At 72.6% G+C, this 22,521-nt stretch carries 21 protein-coding genes and 1 pseudogene; 12 read left to right on the top strand and 10 right to left on the bottom strand.

Annotation, left to right across the window (positions count from 1 at the left end):
• Nucleotides 1-432: 432 nt before the first annotated feature.
• Entirely contained in the window at nt 433-1,635 is a 1,203-nt protein-coding gene (locus BMW99_RS10910; protein WP_069465698.1) for a bifunctional adenosylcobinamide kinase/adenosylcobinamide-phosphate guanylyltransferase, read from the bottom strand.
• A 164-nt stretch (nt 1,636-1,799) separates the two neighbouring features.
• Between BMW99_RS10910 and BMW99_RS10905 the strand changes: the two are divergent.
• Nucleotides 1,800-2,006 (top strand): annotated as a pseudogene (locus tag BMW99_RS10905) (hypothetical protein); the annotation flags it as partial.
• A 174-nt stretch (nt 2,007-2,180) separates the two neighbouring features.
• Here the strand turns inward: BMW99_RS10905 and BMW99_RS10900 are convergent.
• From BMW99_RS10900 to BMW99_RS10890, 3 genes are all read right to left on the bottom strand, one after another.
• Nucleotides 2,181-3,287 carry a S1C family serine protease gene (locus BMW99_RS10900; protein WP_075016696.1) on the bottom strand — a complete coding sequence of 369 codons (1,107 nt, stop codon included), beginning with the start codon at nt 3,285-3,287 and terminating at the stop codon, nt 2,181-2,183.
• A 138-nt stretch (nt 3,288-3,425) separates the two neighbouring features.
• Nucleotides 3,426-4,202, bottom strand: a complete 777-nt coding sequence (locus tag BMW99_RS10895; RefSeq protein WP_075016695.1) for a class I SAM-dependent methyltransferase — start codon at nt 4,200-4,202, stop codon at nt 3,426-3,428.
• Between the two features lie 56 nt (nt 4,203-4,258).
• Nucleotides 4,259-4,846 carry a DUF3043 domain-containing protein gene (locus tag BMW99_RS10890; protein ID WP_069465699.1) on the bottom strand — a complete coding sequence of 196 codons (588 nt, stop codon included), beginning with the start codon at nt 4,844-4,846 and terminating at the stop codon, nt 4,259-4,261.
• A 195-nt stretch (nt 4,847-5,041) separates the two neighbouring features.
• Between BMW99_RS10890 and BMW99_RS10885 the strand changes: the two genes are divergently transcribed.
• The 4 genes from BMW99_RS10885 to BMW99_RS10870 all read left to right on the top strand — a co-directional run bounded on the left by BMW99_RS10885 (nt 5,042) and on the right by BMW99_RS10870 (nt 8,514).
• The gene (locus BMW99_RS10885; protein WP_069465700.1) at nt 5,042-5,833 is read left to right on the top strand and encodes a PspA/IM30 family protein; all 792 of its coding nucleotides are present in this window, start codon (nt 5,042-5,044) and stop codon (nt 5,831-5,833) included.
• Nucleotides 5,834-5,964: 131 nt separating this feature from the next.
• Nucleotides 5,965-6,243 carry a PspA-associated protein PspAA gene (pspAA, locus tag BMW99_RS10880; RefSeq protein ID WP_069465701.1) on the top strand — a complete coding sequence of 93 codons (279 nt, stop codon included), beginning with the start codon at nt 5,965-5,967 and terminating at the stop codon, nt 6,241-6,243.
• 79 nt (nt 6,244-6,322) lie between these two features.
• Nucleotides 6,323-7,774, top strand: coding sequence for a sensor histidine kinase (locus tag BMW99_RS10875; RefSeq protein ID WP_245791351.1), 1,452 nt, complete (start codon nt 6,323-6,325; stop codon nt 7,772-7,774).
• The gene (locus BMW99_RS10870; protein WP_079176009.1) at nt 7,774-8,514 is read left to right on the top strand and encodes a response regulator transcription factor; all 741 of its coding nucleotides are present in this window, start codon (nt 7,774-7,776) and stop codon (nt 8,512-8,514) included. The genes BMW99_RS10875 and BMW99_RS10870 overlap by 1 nt, the downstream gene beginning before the upstream one ends.
• Nucleotides 8,515-8,580: 66 nt before the next feature.
• On the opposite strand, the gene BMW99_RS10865 is transcribed toward BMW99_RS10870, so the two are convergent.
• Both BMW99_RS10865 and nadA read right to left on the bottom strand, forming a co-directional pair.
• On the bottom strand, nt 8,581-9,477 hold the full coding sequence (locus tag BMW99_RS10865; protein WP_069462125.1) for a GNAT family N-acetyltransferase: 897 nt from the start codon (nt 9,475-9,477) through the stop codon (nt 8,581-8,583).
• Between the two features lie 22 nt (nt 9,478-9,499).
• Nucleotides 9,500-10,684 (bottom strand): quinolinate synthase NadA, encoded by a 1,185-nt coding sequence (nadA, locus tag BMW99_RS10860; RefSeq protein WP_069462124.1) that lies wholly within the window; start codon nt 10,682-10,684, stop codon nt 9,500-9,502.
• A gap of 288 nt (nt 10,685-10,972) precedes the next feature.
• Here nadA and BMW99_RS10855 point away from each other — a divergent pair, with 288 nt between their 5' ends.
• On the top strand, nt 10,973-11,326 hold the full coding sequence (locus BMW99_RS10855; RefSeq protein WP_069462123.1) for an iron-sulfur cluster assembly accessory protein: 354 nt from the start codon (nt 10,973-10,975) through the stop codon (nt 11,324-11,326).
• Between the two features lie 170 nt (nt 11,327-11,496).
• Here BMW99_RS10855 and BMW99_RS41260 read toward each other — a convergent pair whose 3' ends face one another.
• Together BMW99_RS41260 and BMW99_RS10845 are read right to left on the bottom strand one after the other, a co-directional pair.
• Complete coding sequence (locus BMW99_RS41260) at nt 11,497-13,194, bottom strand: hypothetical protein (protein WP_075016693.1); 1,698 nt, start codon at nt 13,192-13,194, stop codon at nt 11,497-11,499.
• A 99-nt stretch (nt 13,195-13,293) separates the two neighbouring features.
• Nucleotides 13,294-13,512, bottom strand: coding sequence for a hypothetical protein (locus BMW99_RS10845; protein ID WP_075016692.1), 219 nt, complete (start codon nt 13,510-13,512; stop codon nt 13,294-13,296).
• Between the two features lie 158 nt (nt 13,513-13,670).
• On the opposite strand from BMW99_RS10845, the gene BMW99_RS10840 reads away from it, so the two are divergent.
• The gene (locus BMW99_RS10840; protein WP_075016691.1) at nt 13,671-14,648 is read left to right on the top strand and encodes a carbohydrate kinase family protein; all 978 of its coding nucleotides are present in this window, start codon (nt 13,671-13,673) and stop codon (nt 14,646-14,648) included.
• A 24-nt stretch (nt 14,649-14,672) separates the two neighbouring features.
• Here the strand turns inward: BMW99_RS10840 and BMW99_RS10835 are convergent, their stop codons facing one another.
• Complete coding sequence (locus BMW99_RS10835) at nt 14,673-16,082, bottom strand: cysteine desulfurase/sulfurtransferase TusA family protein (protein WP_069465956.1); 1,410 nt, start codon at nt 16,080-16,082, stop codon at nt 14,673-14,675.
• Nucleotides 16,083-16,319: 237 nt separating this feature from the next.
• On the opposite strand from BMW99_RS10835, the gene ctaC reads away from it, so the two are divergent.
• The 4 genes from ctaC (at nt 16,320) to BMW99_RS10815 (ending at nt 21,078) form a co-directional block, all read left to right on the top strand.
• Nucleotides 16,320-17,312 carry an aa3-type cytochrome oxidase subunit II gene (gene ctaC / locus BMW99_RS10830; RefSeq protein ID WP_069465955.1) on the top strand — a complete coding sequence of 331 codons (993 nt, stop codon included), beginning with the start codon at nt 16,320-16,322 and terminating at the stop codon, nt 17,310-17,312.
• Complete coding sequence (gene ctaD / locus BMW99_RS10825) at nt 17,309-19,051, top strand: aa3-type cytochrome oxidase subunit I (protein ID WP_069465954.1); 1,743 nt, start codon at nt 17,309-17,311, stop codon at nt 19,049-19,051. Before ctaC ends, ctaD begins: the two co-directional genes overlap by 4 nt.
• Complete coding sequence (locus BMW99_RS10820) at nt 19,048-19,446, top strand: cytochrome c oxidase subunit 4 (RefSeq protein WP_069465953.1); 399 nt, start codon at nt 19,048-19,050, stop codon at nt 19,444-19,446. The genes ctaD and BMW99_RS10820 overlap by 4 nt, the downstream gene beginning before the upstream one ends.
• A gap of 249 nt (nt 19,447-19,695) precedes the next feature.
• Nucleotides 19,696-21,078 (top strand): L,D-transpeptidase, encoded by a 1,383-nt coding sequence (locus BMW99_RS10815; protein WP_079138825.1) that lies wholly within the window; start codon nt 19,696-19,698, stop codon nt 21,076-21,078.
• A 49-nt stretch (nt 21,079-21,127) separates the two neighbouring features.
• Here the strand turns inward: BMW99_RS10815 and BMW99_RS10810 are convergent, their stop codons facing one another.
• Entirely contained in the window at nt 21,128-21,547 is a 420-nt protein-coding gene (locus BMW99_RS10810; protein WP_069463233.1) for a hypothetical protein, read from the bottom strand.
• 331 nt (nt 21,548-21,878) lie between these two features.
• Here BMW99_RS10810 and ctaE point away from each other — a divergent pair, with 331 nt between their 5' ends.
• Nucleotides 21,879-22,499: an aa3-type cytochrome oxidase subunit III gene (ctaE, locus tag BMW99_RS10805; protein ID WP_069463225.1), complete on the top strand. Its 621-nt coding sequence runs from the start codon at nt 21,879-21,881 to the stop codon at nt 22,497-22,499.
• Nucleotides 22,500-22,521: the final 22 nt, after the last annotated feature.

The following is a 22,521-nucleotide window of genomic DNA, read 5'->3' as shown; positions in this document are numbered from 1 at the left end:
GTCCGTGTTGTTGCCCGGGGGCCGCGCACATTTCTCTGCGGGGAGCACTTCCTCCCCACCCCCTCCCGCTTACCCACCGTGCGGCGGGGGACATGGGGCACAGCCAACGCCCTCCCGCAGACGGGGACGGGCCGGAGGGGGACGATCCGGGTGTGTCCCCGCAGAGCTTTGCAAGGCCCCGGGTAAGTCCCGGGAAGAGTCGCCATGCAAAGCTCGAGGAGACACTCCCGGAGTGGCCCCTGACCCCACCCACGAACCTGCACCGCCAGGGGCGCGGGGAACTGCGCGAGCAACCGGCCACCGGCCGGGACACGGCAACGCACCGCAAGGGGCTGGACGAGCCCCGCAGGGGCGCGGGGCCTCGGCGGCTGGGCCAGGTCCGCGCGGGGCGCGGGGGGGCGAGGTGGAGTCGCGGGACCCCCCGGGAGGGGGCTAGCGGAGGAGTTGGGGGAGGCCCGCGACGAAGTGGAGGACGTGTTCGGACTCGGCGGCGACGCTCGCGTTGAGGCGGCCGAGCTCGTCACGGAAGCGGCGGCCGGACGCGTGCGCGGGGACGACGCCGGAGCCGACCTCGTTGGAGACGGCGACGACCGTGCGCCGGGTCGTCCGCCACGCGAGGGTCAACTCCTCGGTGCGGCGCCGCACTTCGCGGCCCGCACCGTCGCGCCACGCCTCGTCGTCCCACGCGCCCGCCGCGTCCATGACGTGGGTCAGCCACAGGCCGAGGCAGTCGATGAGGAGCGGTGGGCCCGAGCCGTCGGCCAGCAGGGGGACGAGGTCGAGGGTCTCCTCGGTGCGCCAGCCCGCGGGGCGCCGCTCGCGGTGCTCCGCGACCCGCCGCGCCCAGTCCGCGTCGCCCTCGCGGGTGCCGCCGGTCGCGACGTACACGACCTCGGGGTACGCCGACATGCGGCGCTCCGCCTCGGCGGACTTGCCGGACCGTGCCCCGCCCAGCACGAGCGTGCGGCGCGGCACGTCCGGCACGCTCTGGTAGTCGCCGGCGACGAGCGTCGTGCCGTCGGGCACCGCGCGGGCGCCCAACGCGGCCAGCCGGCGGCCGAGTTCGGGCTGCGGCGGTGCGCTGTGCCCGATGTGGACGGCGACCACGTCGGTGGTGGAGGCGACCGCGCCCGCCGCGCGCAGGCGCGCCAGCGCGTCCGGCCGTCCCACCACGTCGAGCAGGACCAGGTCGTACGGCTCGGGGTGCGTCTCGGCGAGCCCGGCGGGCGCGCAGCCCGGCGGCAGGTAGAGGGCCCGCAGACCGTCGGGGGACTCGACGGCGTACCCGGTGCCCGGCGCGTCCGTGGCGACGGCCTCGACCCGGTGGCCGGTGATCAGCGGCAGCCGCTGGCCGTCCGGCACCCGGGCGGGCGCTGGCAGCCCCGCCGGGATCTCCACGGCCGGCCCGTCGTGAGGGTGGGAGAGCAGCATGAGGCGCAGGGCGCCCAGGCTCTGCCCGGCCCGCGCGGCGGCCAGTGCGACCCCCGGCGTCAGGTCGATCAGCACCACCCCGTCGACCATGACGGCGGTCGCCGCGCGGGCGCCGGCGCCGACGGCGAGCGCGCAGGACGCGCACGGGCAGTCGGGCAGCGGCAGACCCTCGGGGCCGCCGGTGCCGAGCAGAGTCAGTTCCACGGAAGTGATCCTCTCGCGTCCCGTCTCCGGCGGCGCGTCCGGCCCGCCAGGCGGAGATGCCGGGGAATGCCCGTTACGCGCCTGGACGGTGCCGATACCCTGCCGACAGAGCGGGGAAGATCCAGGACGACCCGAGACGACCTCACGGGACCGAGGAGAGACACATGGCGTGGACGTGGCGGTTCGAGAAGGCCGACGGCACCGAGGTGCCGCCCGCGGTGGAGCCCGAGGAGTTCACCACGCAAGGGGACGCCGAGTCCTGGATCGGAGAGGTCTGGAAGGAGCTGCTGGCGGGCGGCGCCGACCAGGCCCTGCTGTTCGAGGACGAGACCCGGGTGTACGGCCCGATGAGCCTGCACGCCGAGAGCGCGGAGAGTCCGGAAGGCGTCGAGGGCGTCGACGGCACGGACGGCACGGAGGGCGGCGGCGACGCCGGGAGCAGCGAGAGCGCGGGCGTCACCGGGCTCTGAGCCCGGCCGGCGGACCCCGGGCGCCGGAGGGCGGTCCCGGGGTCCGCCGCTGTCACGACGGGGGTGCCGACGGGGTCACAGCGTCCCGAGCGTCACCGTCACCGTCTTCTGCGAGCCGTTCCGCGTGTAGGTGACGGGCACCTTCTGGCCGGGCGCGTAGCCGGCCAGCGCCTCCGTCAGGGACTGGACGCTGGTGATCGGCGAGCTGCCGACCTTGGTGATCACGTCGCCGGCCTGCAGCCCGGCCTGGTCGGCCGCGCCGCCCTTGTGCACCGACACGATGGCCACCCCGGCCGGCTGGAAGTCCTGCCCGACCACGCCGCGCACGGTCACGCCGAGTCCGGCCCGGCCGGAGTTGGTGACCTTGCCGTTGCTGATGATCTGGCCGGCGATCCGCTGGACGGTGGAGGCGGGGAGCGCGAAGCCGATGCCGGGTGCGGCGCCGCTGCCGAGCTGCGGGTCGGTGGCGGCGAGGGTGGGGATGCCGATCACCTCGTCGTCGAGGTTGACGAGCGCGCCGCCGCTGTTGCCCGGGTTGATGGCCGCCGAGGTCTGCACCATGTCGGGGATCGTCGCGCCGGTCCCGCCGCCGGACTCGCTCTCGCTGACGGTGCGGCCGGTCGCCGACACGATGCCCTGGGTCACGCTGCTGGACAGCCCCAGCGGGTTGCCCATGGCCAGCACGATCGTGCCGACCGCGACCTTGGAGGAGTCCCCGAACGTCGCGGGCTTGAGTCCGGAGGGGACGGAGTCGAGCCGGATCACCGCGAGGTCGCCGGCCGGGTACGACGACACCAGCTTCGCGCCGAGCGGGTTGCCGCCGGTGGCCAGCGACACCTCGAACGTCGTGGAGTTGCCCACCACGTGGGCGTTGGTCACGATGTCGCCCTTGCTGTCGTAGACGACGCCGGAGCCGAGGCCCTGGTCGGTGGTGATCGACACGACCGACGGCAGCACCTTCTTGACGGCGTTCATGTACGCCGTCTGCAGGTCGTTGGCGCCCGAGGTGGACTGGTCCGCGGCCTGCACCGCGCCGGGCGTCTGGCCGGCCGCGTGACCGGTGCTCGACCCCGACGAGGTGCAGCCGGCCAGCAGTGCTGTCGCGCTCAGTGCCGTCGCGGCGGCCGGCGCGAGGAGACGGTTGCGGGTATGTCGGACGCGGGATGAGTGCGATCGGCTCATGCCCGAATTGTCGCGTTCGGTGCGGTGCCGGGCCCGGCCCGCGCACCCAATCGGGTCCCGCGCCGACCGCGGGCCGCGGCTCACCACGACCCGGTGACCGCCGCGGAGCGGGGCATGCGCACCGGCCGGGACCAGACCCTAGGAGCGCACTCCGCACAGGTGCAGCAGCGCCGCCACCCCGCGGTACGGGTCCGTGCGGCCGGCCTGTTCCTCGGCCTCCAGCAGCAGGCGCAGCGCGTGCGCGTCCTGCGGGGCGCGCGCCCCGTCGGCCGCCGCGTCGGTGAACACCCGCACGCCGTACCAGGCACGCAGCGGCACCGCGATCCCGGCGAGCGTCGCGGTCAGGTCCGCCCGGCGGTCGGCGCGCGTGGCCAGGCCCAGCCGGTTGGTGTAGGCGGCGGTGCCGAACGCGGCGACCGCCTGCTCCCAGTCGCCCAGCAGGGCCGGCCGCATGGCGAGCGCGTCCCCGTTGCGGACCAGCAGCGACAGCATCCCGCCCGGCGCCAGCACCCGGGCCAGTCCGGCCAGCACGGGTTCCGGGTCGGGCAGGTACATGAGCACGCCGTGGCAGAGCACCACGTCGAAGCAGGCGGGGTCGAAGTGCCGGCCGGTCTCGCGGCCGTCACCGTGCACGACGGTGAACCGCTCCCGCACCTCCGGCGGCTCGGCGGCGACCGCGGCCTGGAGTGCGGACAGCATCGCGGGGTCGGACTCGAGCCCGGTCACCCGGTGGCCGGCACGGGCCAGACGCAGTGCCTGGGTGCCCTGCCCGGGGCCGACGTCCAGCACCCGGAGCGCGCGCGGCGCGCCGCCCGGCCCGTGCGTCGCACGGGGCAGGGCGGCGAGCTGCTCGTCGAGCTGGCGGGCGACCAGTTCCTGGCGGACGGTGTTCCGGAGCCCGCCCAGGCGCGCCAACCAGCCCTGCGCGCCGCCGGCGAATCCGGCGGCCCCAGGGCCGGGGTACCCCGCGGTCAGAGCTTGGTGCCGCGTGCGACCTGCGGCTTGGGCAGGCGCAGCCGGCGCATCTGAAGGGTGCGCATCAGCCCGTAGGCCACGGCGCCCTTGGTGCTCTGGTCCGGGAAGCGCGTACGCAGCTGCCCGCGGAGACGGAGCCCGGTGATGAGCGAGTCGGCGACGATGGCCACGATGACGATCAGCCACAGCAGCAGGGAGATCGTCTGCAACGAGCCCACGCGCACGATGCTGAGCACGAGGATCAGCACCGCGATCGGGAGGAAGAACTCCGCGACGCGCATCCGCGAGTCGACGTAGTCGCGCACGAACTTGCGCACCGGTCCCTTGTCGCGGGCCGGCAGGTAGCGCTGGTCGCCACTCTGCAGCGCCTCGCGCTGCTTGGACATGTCCGCCCTGCGGGCGTCACGGGCCTGCCGCGTGGCCGCCTTGCGGTCGGTCGGCGCGGTCACCGTCTTGCGCCGGAGGGTCTGGGCCTCGTTGCGCTTGGGCGTGGGGCGACCCTTGGGAGCCTGCGGGTCGCGGGGCTGGTCGTCGAGCACCGAGGTGGTCGAGACCTGCTCATCTTGGGAACGACGTCGGAACACGCCTCCCAGGTTACGTGAGACGGGCGCGTCACCCCAGCCCCTCGCCTACTCCCTGGGCCTGAGGTCACCGAACCGTGATCGTCCTTGGGGATGAGCGCATCCGCACCCGAACAGTGCGGTAATGGAACCATGGCCCGTAGGCTTGGGTCTGTAGAGGTGCTGGAGCAGTTGCCGAGAAGGGGGCGCGCGAGGCCCATGAGCGGTGTCATGAAGCGGATGGGACTGATCTTCCGCGCGAAGGCCAACAAGGCCCTGGACAGGGCCGAGGACCCGCGCGAGACGCTCGACTACTCGTACCAGAAGCAGCTGGAGCTGCTGCAGAAGGTGCGACGGGGCGTGGCGGACGTGGCCACTTCCCGCAAGCGGCTCGAGCTGCAGCTGACCGAGCTCCAGAAGAAGTCCGCGACGTACGAGGACCAGGGCCGCAAGGCGCTCGCGCTCGGCCGTGAGGACCTGGCGCGCGAGGCGCTGTCCCGCAGGGCGGCGCTGCAGCAGCAGGTCGCGGACCTGGAGACCCAGCACACGCAGCTGCAGGGCGAGGAGGAGAAGCTGACGCTGGCCTCCCAGCGCCTGCAGGCCAAGGTCGACGCCTTCCGCACGAAGAAGGAGACCATCAAGGCCACCTACACCGCCGCCCAGGCCCAGACCCAGATCGGCGAGGCGTTCTCCGGCATCTCCGAGGAGATGGGCGACGTCGGCATGGCCATCCAGCGGGCGGAGGACAAGACCGAGCAGCTGCGGGCCCGGGCCGGCGCCCTGGACGAGCTGCTGGCCTCCGGCGCGCTCGACGACCCGAGCGGGCTCGCGAAGGACGACATCCAGGCCGAGCTGGACCGCCTGTCCGGCGGCAGCGACGTCGAGCTGGAGCTCCAGCGGATGAAGGCCGAGCTGGCCGGCGGCAGCAGCCAGCAGGCCATCGAGGGCGGAAAGGGCGGCCAGAACAGCCAGGCGCAGCCCCAGGACACCCCGAGGCTCGACAAGCAGTAGGCGCCCGGGACCGGCCGCGGGCGGGGGCCGCGGGGCGGTGAGTTCTCACCGGCCCCGGCGCCCTGCCGTCCGTGGCACCCGGGGCCCGGCACAGTGGCCCGAAGGCTCGACGGCTCAACGAGGAGGCCGTGATGATCGCGCGGATCATGGGGGAGGGCCAGGTGGAGTTCGACGACGCCCACCTCGCCGAGCTCAACACGCTGGACGACCAACTGCTCGCCGCGATCGAGTCGGGCGACGAGGAGGGCTTCCGGCGCACGCTGGGCGCCCTGCTCGACGGGGTACGGCGGCTGGGCACCCCGCTGCCGGACGACTCGCTGGAGCCGTCCGGGCTGATCCTGCCGTCGCCCGACGCCACGCTCGACGAGGTGCGCGCCATGCTCCACGACGACGGGCTCATCCCCGGCTGAGCAGCCGATTCCCTTGAGCCCTCCGGTCCCGCCCACGGGGGGTGCGGCGCGGCGGTACCCGTCCCTTACGGTGGCTACCGTGCAGTACCCCGCCCGGAAGGCGCTCTGCGGCCCGTACCTGTGGCTGCGCGCCCATCAGAACGCCGCTGACGCCGGTCTGGCCGCCGCGGCGTTCGCCGTGATGCTGCTGGGCACCCTCGTGGGCGGCGTCGGCACCTACCGGCTGGGGCCGCTGGAGAGCGCGCTGGCCGCCCTGGCCTGCGCCTCCCTGATCGTGCGGCGCCGCTGGCCGTGGGCGGTGCTGATCGTCACCTGCGGGCTGTCCGGGCTGTTCGTCGTGGTCAGCCCGATCGACGGGCGGGTGCCCGTGGTCCTCGCGGTGGCCGTCGCCCTGTGCACGGTGGCCGCCCGCACGGACCGGGCCACCACCTGGACCACCGGCCTGGTCGCGGGCACCGGGCTCACCGCGCTCGCCATGGCCTTCGGGCCGGGCCCCTGGTACTGCCAGGCCAACTTCGCGCTGTTCGCCTGGACCGGCATGGCCACCGCCGCCGGGGACGCCGCGCGCAGCCGACGGGCCTACGTCGCCGCGATCGAGGAGCGCGCCGAGCGGGCCGAGCGGTCCCGCGAGGAGGAGGCGAGGCGCCGCGTCGCCGAGGAGCGGATGCGCATCGCCCGCGAACTGCACGACGTCGTCGCCCACCACATCGCCCTGGTCAACGTGCAGGCCGGGGTGGCCGCGCACGTGATGGACAACCGGCCCGACCAGGCGAAGCAGGCGCTTGCCCACGTGCGTGAGGCCAGCCGCTCGGCGCTGGACGAGCTGCGGGCCACCGTCGGGCTGCTGCGGCAGTCCGGTGAACCCGAGGCGCCCATGGAGCCGGCGCCCGGCCTCGCCGTCCTCGACCAGTTGCTGGACGGGTTCCGCCGGGCCGGGCTGCGGGTCGAGATCCACGTCGAGAGCGACGAGGCATCCGGCGGCTGCGGCGAGCACGGCGGCCGCGCACGCGGCGCCGCGGACCGCGGCGGCACGCTCCCGGCCGGTCCCGGTCCCGGCCGCGAACGTGCGGCTGCCGGGCTGCCGGCGAGCGTGGACCTGACCGCGTACCGGATCATCCAGGAGTCCCTCACCAACGTGCAGAAGCACGCCGGGCCGGACGCGGGCGCGGTGGTCCGGATCAGCAGGGAGCGGGACACCCTCGAGGTGGTGGTCGACGACGACGGGGCCCCCGGCACCGCCTCTTCACTGCTTCCGCCACCCGCCCTGCCCCGCCCCCGCCCGGCGCCGGAGAGCGGCGGGGAGTCCGTGGTGCCCGAGGGCGTGCCCTGCCCGGTGGAGGGCGGCGACCCGGCGCTGTCCGGCGGCCACGGGCTGCTGGGCATGCACGAGCGGGCCAGCGCCCTCGGCGGGGTGTGCCGCACGGGCGCCCGGCCCGGCGGCGGGTTCCGGGTCTGGGTGCGGCTGCCGCTGTCCGCGCCGCCGCGCTCGCGGGCCGCCCACCCGCCGGCCGCCGAGGGCGGGGCCGCCTGATGGCCGGGCCCGGCGCGGACGCGCCGGCCGGACCCGCGGACCGGGACCCCGCCGCCCGGACCGGGCCGCTGCGGGTGCTGCTCGCCGACGACCAGGCGCTGATGCGCGGGGCGCTGCGGATGCTCGTGGAGTCCGAGCCCGACATGGAGGTGGTCGGCGAGGCGGTGGACGGTGCCGAGGCGGTGGCACTGACCAGGGCCCACCGGCCGGACGTGGTGCTGATGGACATCCGGATGCCCGGCACCGACGGGATCGCCGCCAGCCGTGAGATCACCGGTGACCCCGCGCTGGCCGGCACCGCCGTGCTCGTGCTGACCACGTTCGAGGCCGACGAGTACGTGGTGCGGGCCATCACGGCGGGCGCGGCCGGCTTCCTCGGCAAGGGCGCCGAACCGTACGAACTGCTGGGCGCGATACGGACGGTGGCCCGGGGTGAGGCGCTGCTGTCGCCCGCCGCGACGAAGAGCCTGATCGCCCGGTTCGTGGCCCAGCAGCGGGGCGGGGACGGCGGCGAGCGGGCCGTGCCCGGCCTGGAGACGCTGACGGTCCGCGAGCGCGAGGTACTGGTCGAGGTCGCCTGCGGCCTGTCCAACGACGCGATCGCCGAGCGGCTGGGCGTCAGCCCGCTCACCGTCAAGACGCACATCAACCACACCATGGCCAAGCTGGCCGCCCGCGACCGCGCCCAACTGGTCGTCGCCGCCTACGAGTCGGGGCTGGTGCGGCCGCAGCCCTGGTGACCGCGGCCCGCGGCGGGCCGCCCGGCGCCGGTCATGGGAACGGCGCGGTCACGGGAACGGCGCCGGTCAGAGGAACGACGGCGAGGGCAGGTACGGCGACGGGGGCCGCATGCCGCGCAGGCACACGTACCCGGCGTTGGCGACGCTGAGCCCCGCGGCGATCCCCACGTCGACGGCCCACTCCTGTTCCGCGGTCAGCCCGGACACGCGGACCGCGCGTCCCTGCGGCATCGTCAGCAGCGCCGCGGTCAGCAGCCGGGTGGCCAGCCGGCGCGAGGTCGCCGCCAGGAGTTCGACGACGCCGTCACGGACGTAGCAGTAGCCGCTGCCGGCCAGGTCGTCGACGACCAGCAGCCGGTGGTGGCGCAGCAGTTCCTCGTGGTCGGGCCCGTGCGCGCCGCCGCGGGTGCGGCGGTCGACGGAGTCCATCATGTCCCGGCTGCGGGGCGTCCCCGGGTGGACGGCGCCGTCGAGCGGCGCGAGCCCCGAGGGGTCCACCACGCCGTCGAGCGCCATTGCGGGATGCAGGGTGAAGCCCGCCCTGCGGTACGTGCGGGCGGCCACCGGGTGCGGCGGGCCCCAGACGACACCGCGCAGGCACGCCGTGCCGTAGGCCATCGACCGGGCCATCAGCGCCTTGCCGACGCCCTTGCCCTGCGCGCCCGGCAGCACCGCCAGCAGCCCCATCGCCCAGGTTCCCTCGCGCCGGGAGGAGAGCACCGCGCCCAGCGGCCCGGCCTCCTCGTCCTGGGCGATCCAGCAGCCGCCGGGGTCGGTCGCCGCCAGGTGCCGGGTGCGGCCGCGTTGCCGCGCCGCGTCGTCCCCGGCGAAGGCACCGGCACCTGCGGAGCCGCCGGCGGGCGCGTCACCCGGCAGTGTGCGGGAGGCACCGAGAGCGGCGGACGAGATCATCCGCACGGTCTCGGCGTCCTCCTCGTCGTCCCGGACGGGTCGAAGGATCACCGATCCATCATTGCCCGCCGGACTACGGCAGGGCCAGCATCTGCTCCAGGGCCAGCTTCGCGAAGTGCTCGGTCTCGGCGTCGACCTGGATGCGGTTGACGACGGTCCCGTCGGCGAGCGACTCCAGGGCCCACACCAGGTGCGGCAGGTCGATCCGGTTCATCGTCGAGCAGAAGCAGACGGTCTTGTCGAGGAAGACGATCTGCTTGTCCGGGTGCGCCTTCGCCAGCCGGCGGACCAGGTTCAGCTCGGTGCCGATCGCCCAACTGGAGCCCGCAGGGGCCGAGTCGAGCATCTTGATGATGTGCTCGGTCGAGCCGACGTGGTCGGCGGCGCTGACCACCTCGTGCTTGCACTCGGGGTGCACCAGCACGTTCACGCCGGGGATCCGGGCGCGGACGTCCTCCACCGAGTCCAGCGAGAAGCGGCCGTGCACCGAGCAGTGCCCGCGCCACAGGATCATCTTCGCGGCCCGCAGCTCCTCGGCGGTGAGCCCGCCGCCGGGCTTGTGCGGGTTGTAGACCACGCAGTCCTCCAGCGAGAAGCCCATCTCGCGCACCGCGGTGTTGCGGCCCAGGTGCTGGTCGGGCAGGAAGAGCACCTTCTCGCCCTGCGAGAACGCCCACTCCAGCGCGCGCTGCGCGTTGGAGGACGTGCAGATGGTGCCGCCGTGCCGGCCGGTGAACGCCTTGATGTCGGCGGAGGAGTTCATGTACGACACGGGCACCGTGGTGTCCGCGACGCCCGCCTCGGTCAGCACGTCCCAGCACTCGGCGACCTGCTCGGCGGTGGCCATGTCGGCCATCGAGCAGCCCGCGGCCAGGTCCGGCAGGATCACCTGCTGGCGGTCCGAGGTGAGGATGTCGGCGGACTCGGCCATGAAGTGGACACCGCAGAAGACGATGTACTCCGCGTCCGGCCGGGCGGCCGCGTCCCGCGCGAGTTTGAAGGAGTCGCCGGTGACGTCGGCGAACTCGATGACCTCGTCGCGCTGGTAGTGGTGCCCCAGGATGAAGACCTTGCTGCCGAGCCGGGCCTTCGCGGCCCGGGCCCGCTCGACCAGGTCGGGGTCGGACGGCGCGGGCAGGTCTCCCGGGCACTCGACGCCGCGCTCGCTGCGCGGGTCGGACTCGCGGCCGAGCAGCAGCAGGGCCAGCGGCGTGGGCTGGACGTCCAGTGGGTCGTTCAGCGTTTGAGTGGTGGTCACGGGCCCGTAGCCCTTTCTTTGCGGCGCAGACCTTTTCGTCTACTTGACACTATCTATGATAGCCCGTTCGTGTCACATTGACGATGGGCAACTCGTCAATGTGACGCATTCGCCGGGCGGCGGCCGCTCCGGCACACGAGGGCGCCTTGCGACCGTGTGCGAGCATGGAGGGGACAGGTCACCCGCGGACGCGGCCGACCGGCCGAACGGCAGAGCGCGGAATGAATCCGAGCGGGTACCCGTTGGGTACCGATAGCCAGAAGTCCGTACAACCCGGGAGTGAAGCACATGACGGTTCAGGACGAGACCACCGCGAGCGAGGGCATCCTCCTGTCCGACGCCGCCGCCATCAAGGTGAAGACCCTGCTGGAGCAGGAAGGCCGCGAGGACCTGGCGCTGCGTGTCGCCGTCCAGCCCGGCGGCTGCTCGGGTCTGCGCTACCAGCTCTTCTTCGACGAGCGCTCGCTCGACGGCGATGTGGTCAAGGACTTCGGTGGCGTCAAGGTCGTCACCGACCGGATGAGCGCCCCGTACCTGGGCGGCGCCTCCATCGACTTCGTCGACACCATCGAGAAGCAGGGCTTCACGATCGACAACCCGAACGCCACCGGCTCCTGCGCCTGCGGCGACTCCTTCCACTGAGCAGCCACTTTTTGCCGCCGTCTCGCCTCCGGGCGCTGGTACCCGCTGTCGCTCGACGGCTACGCCGGGCTTCCCCGGCGGAGCGATGAGGCGAGACAGCGGCAAGAAGTGAAGACAGCGAAGCGGCGGCACCCCCACCAGGTGCCGCCGCTTCTGTGTGGGCGAGCGGGTCACTGTCCCTTGACCGGCTGCCCGTCTGTGGTGTCCACCACCGTCCTCGTGCCCAGAGGCTGCTTGAGGGACACCTCTGCGGTGAGGGCCTTCTCGATCATCGGGCAGACCCTGCCGGCCGGCCCCGGGGTCTCGGTGACGCTGACCCGCACCTGGGTGGCCGTCTCGTCCGCGGAGGCGCGGTACGTGCCGCACAGGCCACCGTAGAACGTGACCGTCAGCGTCGTTCCCTGCGCGCGGTACGCGGTGAACTTCACCGGGTGCGGCGCCCGCGGGTCGGACGGCTGGCCGGGACCGGTCCGCACCGGGCCGCCGGGGTCGACCGGCAGCGGGGTGACGGGGAGGGTGGCCGGCCCGCCGGGCTCGACCACACCGCCGCCGTAGCGGATGTACTTCGGGTCGACCGCGGCCTGCGCCACCACCGAGGTGGCCTTCACGCCGGGCTGCGCGGTGTCGAACAGCCAGGACGGCACCAGCGTCTGCGTCCCGTCCACGAACTGCGAGGAGAGCCCGAAGACCGCGCCGCGCACCTGCACCGGGTGCGGCTGGACGGGGATGCACGGCAGGTCGCGCCGCAGATCGTCACCCGAGCCGCCCGAGCCGCCCGGGGCCAGGGGTGTCATCGTCGGCACGGGAATCCGGCACGAGGTGGTGTCCGGTGCGCTCCGCGTGCCGCCCTGCGGCCGGGCGAACGTCTTCGCGTTGAGCTCCTTGAGTGCCGTCGCCGCGGACACCACCGGGTAGGTGGCTCCCTTGGCGAGCGGCGAGAGGCGTCCGGACGCGGAGGTGATGCGGCCGTCGGCGCCCACCATGACGGTGGTGGTCCAGCCGTGGGTGGGCAGCCCGCCGACCACCGGGTCCGCGTCGACCAGACGCAGCGAGCCGACCGTCTGCGCCGACTGGATCCGCGCGCCGGACAGCCCGAGGCCGCCGAGCAGCGGCGCCGCCGCCTGCTCCGCCCGCTGGGGGCTGACGGGCCCGGGTGCGTCGGTGAGGGCGCCCGAGGAGTTCGCGGCCGAGGAGCTGCCGGAACCCGTCGAGCTGCTGGAGCTGCTGGAGCTGCCCGAACTGCCCGAACCCGGCGCGCTGCCCGCGTTGCCGGAGGCGCTCGTGCCGTCGGGCCTGGCCGTCACCGGCGGCGGCCCCAGCCGGCTGTAGGTCCAGCTGCCGGGCGCGTCCTTGCCGACGAGCAGGGAGGGGCCGCCGCTGTCGCCGGTCGGGCCCACGCGCCAGGAGTCACCCATCGTGGTGACGGGTCCCGAGAAGCCGAGCAGCGATGCCAGATGCCGCACCGCGGCCTCGTCCGTGCCCCCGGCCGCCTTGTAGAGCGCGGCGGACGACGGTCCGCTCGGCAACGTGCCGGACAGCTGGTAGGTGTCGCCGCCCGCGGGCACCGCCTGGCCGGAGGCCGGCGCGGGCACGCCGGGGCCGTCGAAGCGCAGCGGCTGCAGGGCGGTCTGCGACGTGCCGTCACCGCTGCCGCTGCCGGACGCCGACGCCCAGTACGCGCCGCCGCCACCGGCCAGCAGGACGGCCGCGGCCACCGCCACCACCGTCGCGCGTGAGCGGCGGCCGGTCCGCTCCCGCGGATGCCCGTGTGCCGGATCGCCGGCGTCCACGGGGGGACCCGTGGGGGAGTCCCCGACGGATGTGTGGCTCGGCTCGTCGCTGTTCTGGTCGTGCCGCTCGGTGCTCACCGCGTGCTCCTTCGGCTCTGTCTCCCGTCAGGTGCCGATGTGACGCGGTGGCGCGCGATCCGGTTCCGTCCGTCCGCTCAGCGCGTGGCGGACCGGCGGTCAGTCGCCGTAGTCCGCCATGCCGCTCACGACGTGGGCCGAGGCGGCGGGGACGGTGATGCCGTGCAGGGCCGCGGGGGCCACGGCGTCGGCCTTCTTCGTGGCGGGGGCCTTCCAGCGCTCCGCCATCCGGCGGCAGTCTCCGATCAGCTCCTCCAGTGATTCGGATTCGCCGACTGGTGCGGAGGGGAGAACGAGTGGCAGCTTGTAGTCGCCCATGAACCCGACCCTAGGCACGCGGGACGCAAGGAGAAAGCCCTACTATCGGGTAGTTTCCACGTGTCCCGTGCGTTCCCCGCCCGGTCCTCCCGCTCGCCCCGCCCGCTCGTCCCGCCCGCCCTTCCGCCTGATCCTCCCAGTACCAGGAGCCCGCAGCCGTGCGTATCGCCGTCACCGGATCCATCGCCACCGACCACCTGATGACCTTCCCCGGCCGGTTCGCCGACCAGCTGGTGGCCGACCAGTTGCACACGGTGTCGCTGTCGTTCCTGGTCGACGCCCTCGACGTGCGGCGCGGCGGGGTCGGCGCGAACATCTGCTTCGGCATGGGCCAGCTGGGTGCACAGCCGATCCTCGTCGGGGCGGCCGGCAACGACTTCGGCGAGTACCGGGCGTGGCTGGAGCGCCACGGCGTGGACACCGCCTCGGTGCGCATCTCCGAGGTGATGCACACCGCGCGCTTCATCTGCACCACCGACCAGGACCACAACCAGATCGGCTCCTTCTACACGGGCGCGATGAGCGAGGCCCGGCTGATCGAGCTGCAGCACGTCGCGGAGCGGGTCGGCGGCCTGGACCTGGTGTCGATCGGCGCCGACGACCCGGAGGCGATGATCCGGCACACCGAGGAGTGCCGGACCCGCGGCATCCCCTTCGCCGCCGACTTCTCCCAGCAGATCGCGCGCATGGACGGCGAGGACATCCGCGTGCTGCTCGACGGCGCCGCGTTCCTGTTCAACAACGAGTACGAGAAGGGCCTGATCGAGACCAAGACCGGCTGGAGCGGCGCGGAGATCCTGGACCGCGTCGGCACCCGCGTGACCACGCTCGGTGCGCACGGCGTGCGCATCGAGCGCAAGGGCCGGCCGGACATCGAGGTGCACTGCCCCGAGGAGGACGCCAAGGTCGACCCGACGGGCGTCGGCGACGCGTTCCGGGCCGGCTTCCTGTCCGGCCTGAGCTGGGGCGTCGACCTGGAGCGGGCCGCGCAGGTCGGCAACATGCTGGCCACCCTGGTCATCGAGACCCTCGGCACCCAGGAGTACGAGCTGCGCCGCGGCCACTTCATGGAGCGCTTCACCAAGGCGTACGGCGACGCGGCCGCCGCCGAGGTGCAGCAGCACCTCGGCCGCTGACCGGAGGCCCGGACCCGGCCGGTCTCAGACGCGGCGCCGCACCACGTAGGCGGCGCCGCGCTCGGCCGGCCGCTCCCCGACGTACTCCTGCTCGCGCATCGCGCACCAGGCGGGGATGTCGAGCCGGGCGGCCTCGTCGTCGGAGAGCACGGTGACGAGCCCGCCCAGCGGTACCTCGCCGATCACCTTGGCCAGTTCGATCACCGGGATCGGGCACCGCTTGCCGAGCGAGTCGACCACCAGACCCGCGCCCGGCTCCGTGGCGCCCGCGTCGTCCGAACTCCCCGTCGCGGCTGGTTCGTTCGCGGCGCCCGGCACCGTGTCCGCCCCCGTCTGGGCGCGGACGTCCGCCACCACCCGCGGCAGCGTGGCGAGGAAGCGCTCGACGTCCTCGGCCGCCGTGCCCGGCGGCAGCGACACCCGCACGTTGCCCTCGGACAGCACACCCATGGCCTTCAGCACATGGCTCGGGGTGAGGGTGCTGGAGGTGCACGACGAGCCGGAGGACACCGAGAACCCGGCCCGGTCCAGGCCCGACAGCAGCGCCTCGCCGTCCACGTAGAGGCAGGAGAAGGTGACGACGTGCGGCAGCCGCAGCCGCTCGTGCCCCACCACCTCGACGTCCGGGACGAGTTGCGGCACCCGCGCCCGGATCCGGTCCACCAGGGCGGACAACCGGGCCGCCTCGGCGGCCGCCTCCGCCCGTACCGCGCGTAGCGACGCGGCGGCCGCGACGATCGCCGGCAGGTTCTCGAAGCCCGGCGCGCGGCCCGACTCCCTTTCGTCCGCGGGCTCCTGGGGAGCGAAACGGGTCCCCTTGCGCACCACGAGCAGTCCGACTCCGGGGGGTCCGCCCCATTTGTGGGCACTTCCGGCCAGCAGCGACCAGTCGCCCGACACCGGTCCCCAGGCCAGCGACTGGGCCGCGTCCACCAGCAGCGGCACCCCGGCCCCACGGCACGCGGCGGCGGCCTCGGCCACCGGCTGCAGCGTGCCCACCTCGTGGTTGGCGGACTGCAGGCAGGCCAGTGCCGTGTCGGGGCGCAGCGCGGCGGCGAACACGGCCGGATCCACCCGCCCCCGGCGGTCCACCGCGACCTCGGTGGTGTCGTAGGGCGCGGCCGCGTGCAGCACCGCGGAGTGCTCCACGGCCGAGACGACCACGTGCCGGCCGGTCCTGCGCCGGCCGGCGGCGGCCCCGGCGACCGCGGAGTGCAGGGCGCGCGTCCCCGAAGGAGTGAAGGAGAGTTCGTCGGGACGGCAGCCCACCGCTTCCGCGGCGGCGTCCCGGGCGGCGTCCAGCAGCAGCCGCGCACGGCGCCCTTCGCGGTAGAGGCGGGCCGGGTCGGCCCACCCCTCGTCGAGAGCGGCGACCAGCGCCTGACGTGCCACGGGATGCAGCGGAGCGGCCGAAGCCACGTCGAAATAGGACACGTCAGCACGCTACAGCGCGGGGCGGGCGAGGTGTCAGAAGGCGTCCGGAGCGCGGGTTTCCATCCCTTCGGGGTGCCGCCCGGCGCGTTGGACCCCCTCCCCGCGTGGCGCCAAATAGCGTCCAGTAGGGTTTGGTCCGCATAAACATCCACACCTCAGTGCCCGCGCTCGGGCCGACCGACCAGCAGACGGCCGGAACACTCGGACGCGCGGGCGAGACTCTCGGGAAGGCGCTACGTGAGTCCCAACGGCTCCGACCTCCCCCACGGCCCCACGGGCGTGGGCGGTACCCCCACGTCGCGGCGCCCGGTGCGGCGATGGCTGCCGCGGGCGCTGGCCGCGGGCCTGGTCCTGGCGACCGCCACTGGCTGCTCTTACAAGGACTATCCCCGCCTCGGCCTGCCCAGCCCGGCCACGGAAGAGGCACCGCGGATCCTCGCGCTCTGGCAGGGCTCCTGGGCCGCCGCGCTGGCGACAGGCGTGCTCGTCTGGGGCCTCATCCTGTGGAGCGTGATCTTCCACCGGCGCAGCCGGACGAAGGTCGAGGTTCCTCCGCAGACCCGCTACAACATGCCTCTTGAGGCCCTGTACACGATCGTCCCGATCCTCGTGGTCGCGGTGCTGTTCTACTTCACCGCACGCGACGAGTCGAAGATCCTGGACACCTCGAAGAAGCCCCAGCACGTCATCAACGTCGTGGGCTTCCAGTGGAGCTGGGGCTTCAACTACGTCGAGAACGTGGACGGGAACCCGGCGACGCCGGTCGGCGTGCCGCCGAACCTGCGCGAGATCCCGGCCAACAAGCTGGACCTGCCGCCCGGCGCCGAAGGCGTCTACGAGGTCGGCACGCCGGCCAGCAAGAACCCGGAGACGGGTCTGCCGGGGCCGACGCTGTGGCTGCCCGAGGGTCAGTCGGTGCGCTTCGTGCTCACCTCGCGTGACGTGATCCACTCGTTCTGGATCATCCCCTTCCTGATGAAGATGGACGTCATCCCGGGCCACACCAACGTGTTCCAGGTGACGCCCGACAAGCTCGGCATCTTCAAGGGCAAGTGCGCCGAGCTGTGCGGGCAGGACCACTCGCGGATGCTGTTCAACGTGAAGGTCGTGACACCCGCCCAGTACCAGCAGCACCTCAAGGACCTGGCCAGGGCGGGCCAGACCGGATACATCCCGGCAGGTATTCCCACCACGGGCAACGCGAAGAACTCGGAGCCCAAGACCACATGAGTATTCTCAACGAACCTCACGGTGCGGCCGAGGCCGACGACTCGTACGAGGACGAGCTTCCCGTCCGCACCAAGAGCCCCGGCTCGGTGGTGGTCAAGTGGCTCACCACCACCGACCACAAGACCATCGGCAGCCTGTACCTGGTGACGTCGTTCGCCTTCTTCCTCATCGGCGGCGTCATGGCGCTGCTCATGCGGGCCGAGCTCGCCCGGCCGGGCAACCAGTTCCTGTCGAACGAGCAGTTCAACCAGGCGTTCACGATGCACGGCACCGTGATGCTCCTGATGTTCGCGACCCCGCTGTTCGCCGGGTTCACCAACTGGATCATGCCGCTGCAGATCGGCGCGCCCGACGTGGCGTTCCCGCGGCTGAACATGTTCGCCTACTGGCTCTACCTGTTCGGCTCGCTGATCGCGGTCGGCGGGTTCGTCACGCCCCAGGGCGCGGCGGACTTCGGCTGGTTCGCGTACTCCCCGCTGTCGGACGCGGTGCACTCGCCCGGCGTCGGCGCGGACATGTGGATCATGGGCCTGGCGCTGTCCGGCTTCGGCACCATCCTCGGTGCGGTCAACTTCATCACCACGATCATCTGCATGCGCGCACCGGGCATGACGATGTTCCGCATGCCGATCTTCGTGTGGAACGTGCTGCTGACCGCCGTCCTGGTCCTGCTCGCCTTCCCGGTGCTGGCCGCCGCGCTGCTGTGCCTGGAGGCCGACCGGAAATTCGGGGCGCATGTCTTCGACGCCGCCAACGGCGGAGCGCTGTTGTGGCAGCACCTCTTCTGGTTCTTCGGCCACCCAGAGGTGTACATCATCGCGCTGCCGTTCTTCGGCATCATCTCCGAGGTCATTCCGGTCTTCTCCCGCAAGCCGATGTTCGGTTACATCGGCCTCGTCGCGGCGACGATCTCCATCGCCGGTCTGTCCGTGACGGTGTGGGCGCACCACATGTACGTCACCGGCGGTGTGCTGCTGCCGTTCTTCTCCTTCATGACCTTCCTGATCGCGGTACCGACCGGTGTGAAGTTCTTCAACTGGATCGGCACCATGTGGAAGGGAAGTCTGAGTTTCGAGACACCGATGCTGTGGGCGATCGGATTCCTGATCACCTTCACCTTCGGCGGTCTCACCGGCGTGATCCTGGCGGCCCCGCCGCTGGACTTCCACGTCTCGGACTCGTACTTCGTCGTGGCGCACTTCCACTACGTCGTGTTCGGCACCGTGGTGTTCGCGATGTTCGCGGGCTTCCACTTCTGGTGGCCGAAGATGACCGGCAAGATGCTCGACGAGCGGCTCGGCAAGATCACCTTCTGGACGCTGTTCTTCGGCTTCCACGGGACCTTCCTCGTCCAGCACTGGCTGGGCGCCGAGGGCATGCCCCGCCGCTACGCCGACTACCTGGCCGCGGACGGCTTCACCACGCTGAACACCATCTCGACCATCTCGTCCTTCCTGCTCGGCCTGTCGATCCTGCCGTTCCTCTACAACGTCTGGAAGACCGCCAAGTACGGCAAGAAGGTCGAGGTCGACGACCCGTGGGGCTACGGCCGTTCGCTGGAGTGGGCCACCTCGTGCCCGCCGCCGCGCCACAACTTCCTCACCCTGCCGCGGATCCGGTCCGAATCCCCGGCGTTCGACCTGCACCACCCGGAGATCGCCGCGGTGGACGAGCTGGCCGCGCACGGCGCGGGCCGCGCGTCGCTGTCCGGCACTGAGGGCAAGGAGGCCGGAGAGTGAAGATCCAAGGCAAGATGTTCGCCGGCTTCGCCCTCTTCATCCTGGTCATGGCCGTGATCTACGGTCTGTGGTCCAAGGAGCCGGCCGGCACCACCGCGCTCGTGCTCGCGTTCTGCCTGTGCACCATGATCGGCTTCTACCTGGCGTTCACCGCCCGGCGAGCCGACAACGGCGCGCAGGACCGGGACGACGCCGATGTCGCCGACGACGCCGGTGAGCTGGGCTTCTTCAGCCCGCACAGCTGGCAGCCGCTCGCCCTGGGCGTCGGCGGCTCGATGGCCTTCCTCGGCATCATCTTCGGCTGGTGGCTGCTGTTCTTCTCCCTGCCGGTGATCCTGGTGGGCGTGTACGGCTGGGTGTTCGAGTACTACCGCGGCGAGGACCGCACGCAGTAGGGGCACCCGACAGGCGATAGCGGGCGGGCCCGGACACCACCTCGGTGTCCGGGCCCGCCCGCGTCGTACCCGGGGTGTGCGGGGACGGCGCCGGCGGCCCACCACGGTGCCGCCGGCGGCCCACCACGGTGCCCGTGCCCCGCGGTGGCGGCGGCCGTCCGGGGGATTCCACGGCGTGTCCCCTTGCCCCGCCCCCCGTTTGCACCCGCTCGGCGCGCGCCCCGCCCGGTCCGTTCCTAGCGTGTCCGTATGACCCACATTCGCACCGGGGACAACCCCCGCGGGGCGCGGTTGGCGTCGCGCTGCGCGCTCCTGATAGCCATATCCCCGCTGGCGGTGGGACTCGCCGCCTGCAGCAGCGGCGGCAACCCGCTCGCCGCCTCCCCGTACGACGCCGCGGCCAAGGTCGTGTACGGGACCGCCGCCGGCGGTAAGGCAGACCCGAACAAGCCACTGGACGTGTCCGTCAAGGACGACGGCAGCCGGATCACCGACGTGACGGCCACCGACACCGCAGGGCGTTTCGTCCGCGGTGAACTGAGCGCCGACGGGCTGCGCTGGCACTCCACCGCCCCGCTCGCCGCCGGAACCCACTACACCGTGCGCGTCAGCACCGAGGACTCCGACGGCCATCCCGGCCGCAAGGTGCTCAGCTTCGACACCACCTCCGCCGGGGCCGGCCTGCACGTCACGTTCGGCCCGGACGCCGGCACCTACGGCGTCGGCCAGCCCATCACCGCCACGCTCAGCAAGCCGGTCCACGACCGTGCCGCGCGCGCCGCCGTGGAGGCCAACCTGCGGGTCAGCTCCGTTCCCAGGGCCTCCCAGGGCTCCTGGTACTGGGTCGACGACAAGACCCTGCACTACCGCCCGCAGACGTACTGGCCCACCAACGCCGCCATCACCGTGAGCAGCACGCTCAGCGGCGTCAAGGTCCAGGACAAGCTGTACGGCGGCGCCGACAAGCCGCTCACCGTGCACACCGGCGACCGGATCGAGGCGATCACGGACGCGGCCACCGACCAGATGACGTTCAAGGACGACGGCAAGGTCGTCAAGACGCTGCCGGTCACCACCGGCAAGCCGGGCTTCGACACCCGCAACGGCATCAAGGTCGTGCTGGAGAAGGAGCAGTTCGTCCAGATGAAGAGCGAGACCGTCGGCATCGGCGGCGCCGACGCCTACGACCTGCCCGTGTACTGGGCGACCCGGGTCACCTGGAGCGGTGAGTACGTGCACGCCGCGCCCTGGTCCGAGGGCTCGCAGGGTGTCGCCAACGTCAGCCACGGCTGCACGGGCATGAGCACCGAGAACGCCGAGTGGTTCTTCGACCACGTGCGCCAGGGCGACATCGTCCGGGTGGTCAACAGCCACGGCCCGACGATGACGCCGTTCGACAACGGCTTCGGCGACTGGAACCTCAGCTGGTCCCAGTGGAAGCAGGGCAGTGCGCTCAGCGGCGGCGGCGGTGTCACCGGCGCGCCCAAGCAGCAGGAGCCGGACCCCGGCCAGAGCCAGAGCCCGACTCCGGACCAGAGCCAGAGCCCCAGTCCCAGCCAGGACCCGGGCGAGCTGGACGCGGGCAGCCGGCCCACGACCGACCCCGCCCGGCTGCAGCCGCAGGCACTCTGAGCGGGCCGGCCGGCCCCTCAGCAGCGCTCACGCCGCCCCGAGCGGGCGGTCAGCGGGTCGCGACGGCCTTGCCGGTCGGCGCGACCCGCCAGCGCAGCAGTTCCGCGGCCGTCTCGCTCAGCGCCACCGGGTCCACCGGGTGGGTGGCCGCCGCGTCGGCCCGGCTCCAGGTGGCCAGCCAGGCGTCCTGCGGGCGCCCGATCAGCACCAGGACCGGCGGGCACTGGTAGATCTCGTCCTTGATCTGGCGGCACACGCCCATGCCTCCGGCGGGGTTCGCCTCGCCGTCGAGCACGCAGAGGTCGATGCCGCCGCGCTCCAGCTCGGTGAGGACCGCGGGGAGCGTCGCGCACTCGACGTACTCCACCGGCGGCAGATCCGCGGCGGGCCGGCGGCCGACGCCGAGCCGGACCTGCTCCCGGGTGTTCGCGTCGTCGCTGTAGACCAGCACCGTGGCGGTCGCCTGCATCTGGCTCTCCTCCTCGTACACACCCTCGTGAACGCATTCTCAAGCTCTCTCGGATGCTACTCCGCCCGGGGGCCCGGAGGGAGATCCCGGAGCACGGAGATCCACGCCCGCGCAGGGCCCCCGTGAGGGCCGTCGCGACGGCCCTCACGGGGGTCTTCGCCGTGCCCTTCACGGGAGCCGCGCGGCAGCGGCGCGGGACCGCGCGGAAGTGTCCGACGAGGCGTCATCCTTCGTTCGAGCGAACGGCTGACTAGGCCGAGCGGGTCCCACAGGGGCCTTGACACACCGAAGGGGACCCCCCGGAGTGAGTGCCAGATAAGCGACCGACATAATGTCGGACGTGGCGACAGCAACAGCAGTAGAAACCGGGCACGCGCACCCGTCGGTCAACCGGCCGAACCTCACCAGCGTCGGAACCATCATCTGGCTGAGTTCCGAGCTGATGTTCTTCGCGGCCCTCTTCGCGATGTACTTCACCCTTCGGTCGGTCACGGGTGCCGACTTCTGGAAGGCACACGCCGACGCGCTGAACGTGCCGTTCTCCGCGACGAACACCACGATCCTCGTGCTCTCCTCCTTCACGTGCCAGATGGGCGTCTTCGCCGCCGAGCGCGGTGACGTGAAGAAGCTGCGCTCCTGGTTCATCGTGACCTTCATCATGGGCGCGATCTTCATCGGAGGGCAGATCTTCGAGTACACGAACCTGGTCAAGAAGGACGGGATCTCGCTCAGCTCCGACCCGTACGGCTCGGTGTTCTACCTGACGACCGGGTTCCACGGGCTGCATGTGACGGGCGGTCTGATCGCGTTCCTGCTGGTACTCGGGCGTACCTACGCAGCCAAGCGGTTCACGCACCAGCAGGCCACCGCGGCCATCGTCGTGTCCTACTACTGGCACTTCGTGGATGTCGTCTGGATCGGCCTCTTCGCCACGATCTACCTGATCAAGTAGTCGGCCGCGTCCGTCAACAGCC

Source organism: Actinacidiphila rubida, from assembly GCF_900110255.1.
Classification (GTDB): domain Bacteria; phylum Actinomycetota; class Actinomycetes; order Streptomycetales; family Streptomycetaceae; genus Actinacidiphila; species Actinacidiphila rubida.
Note: the sequence above shows the minus strand (reverse complement) of the source record. Positions and strands in the feature narration are given on the sequence as shown.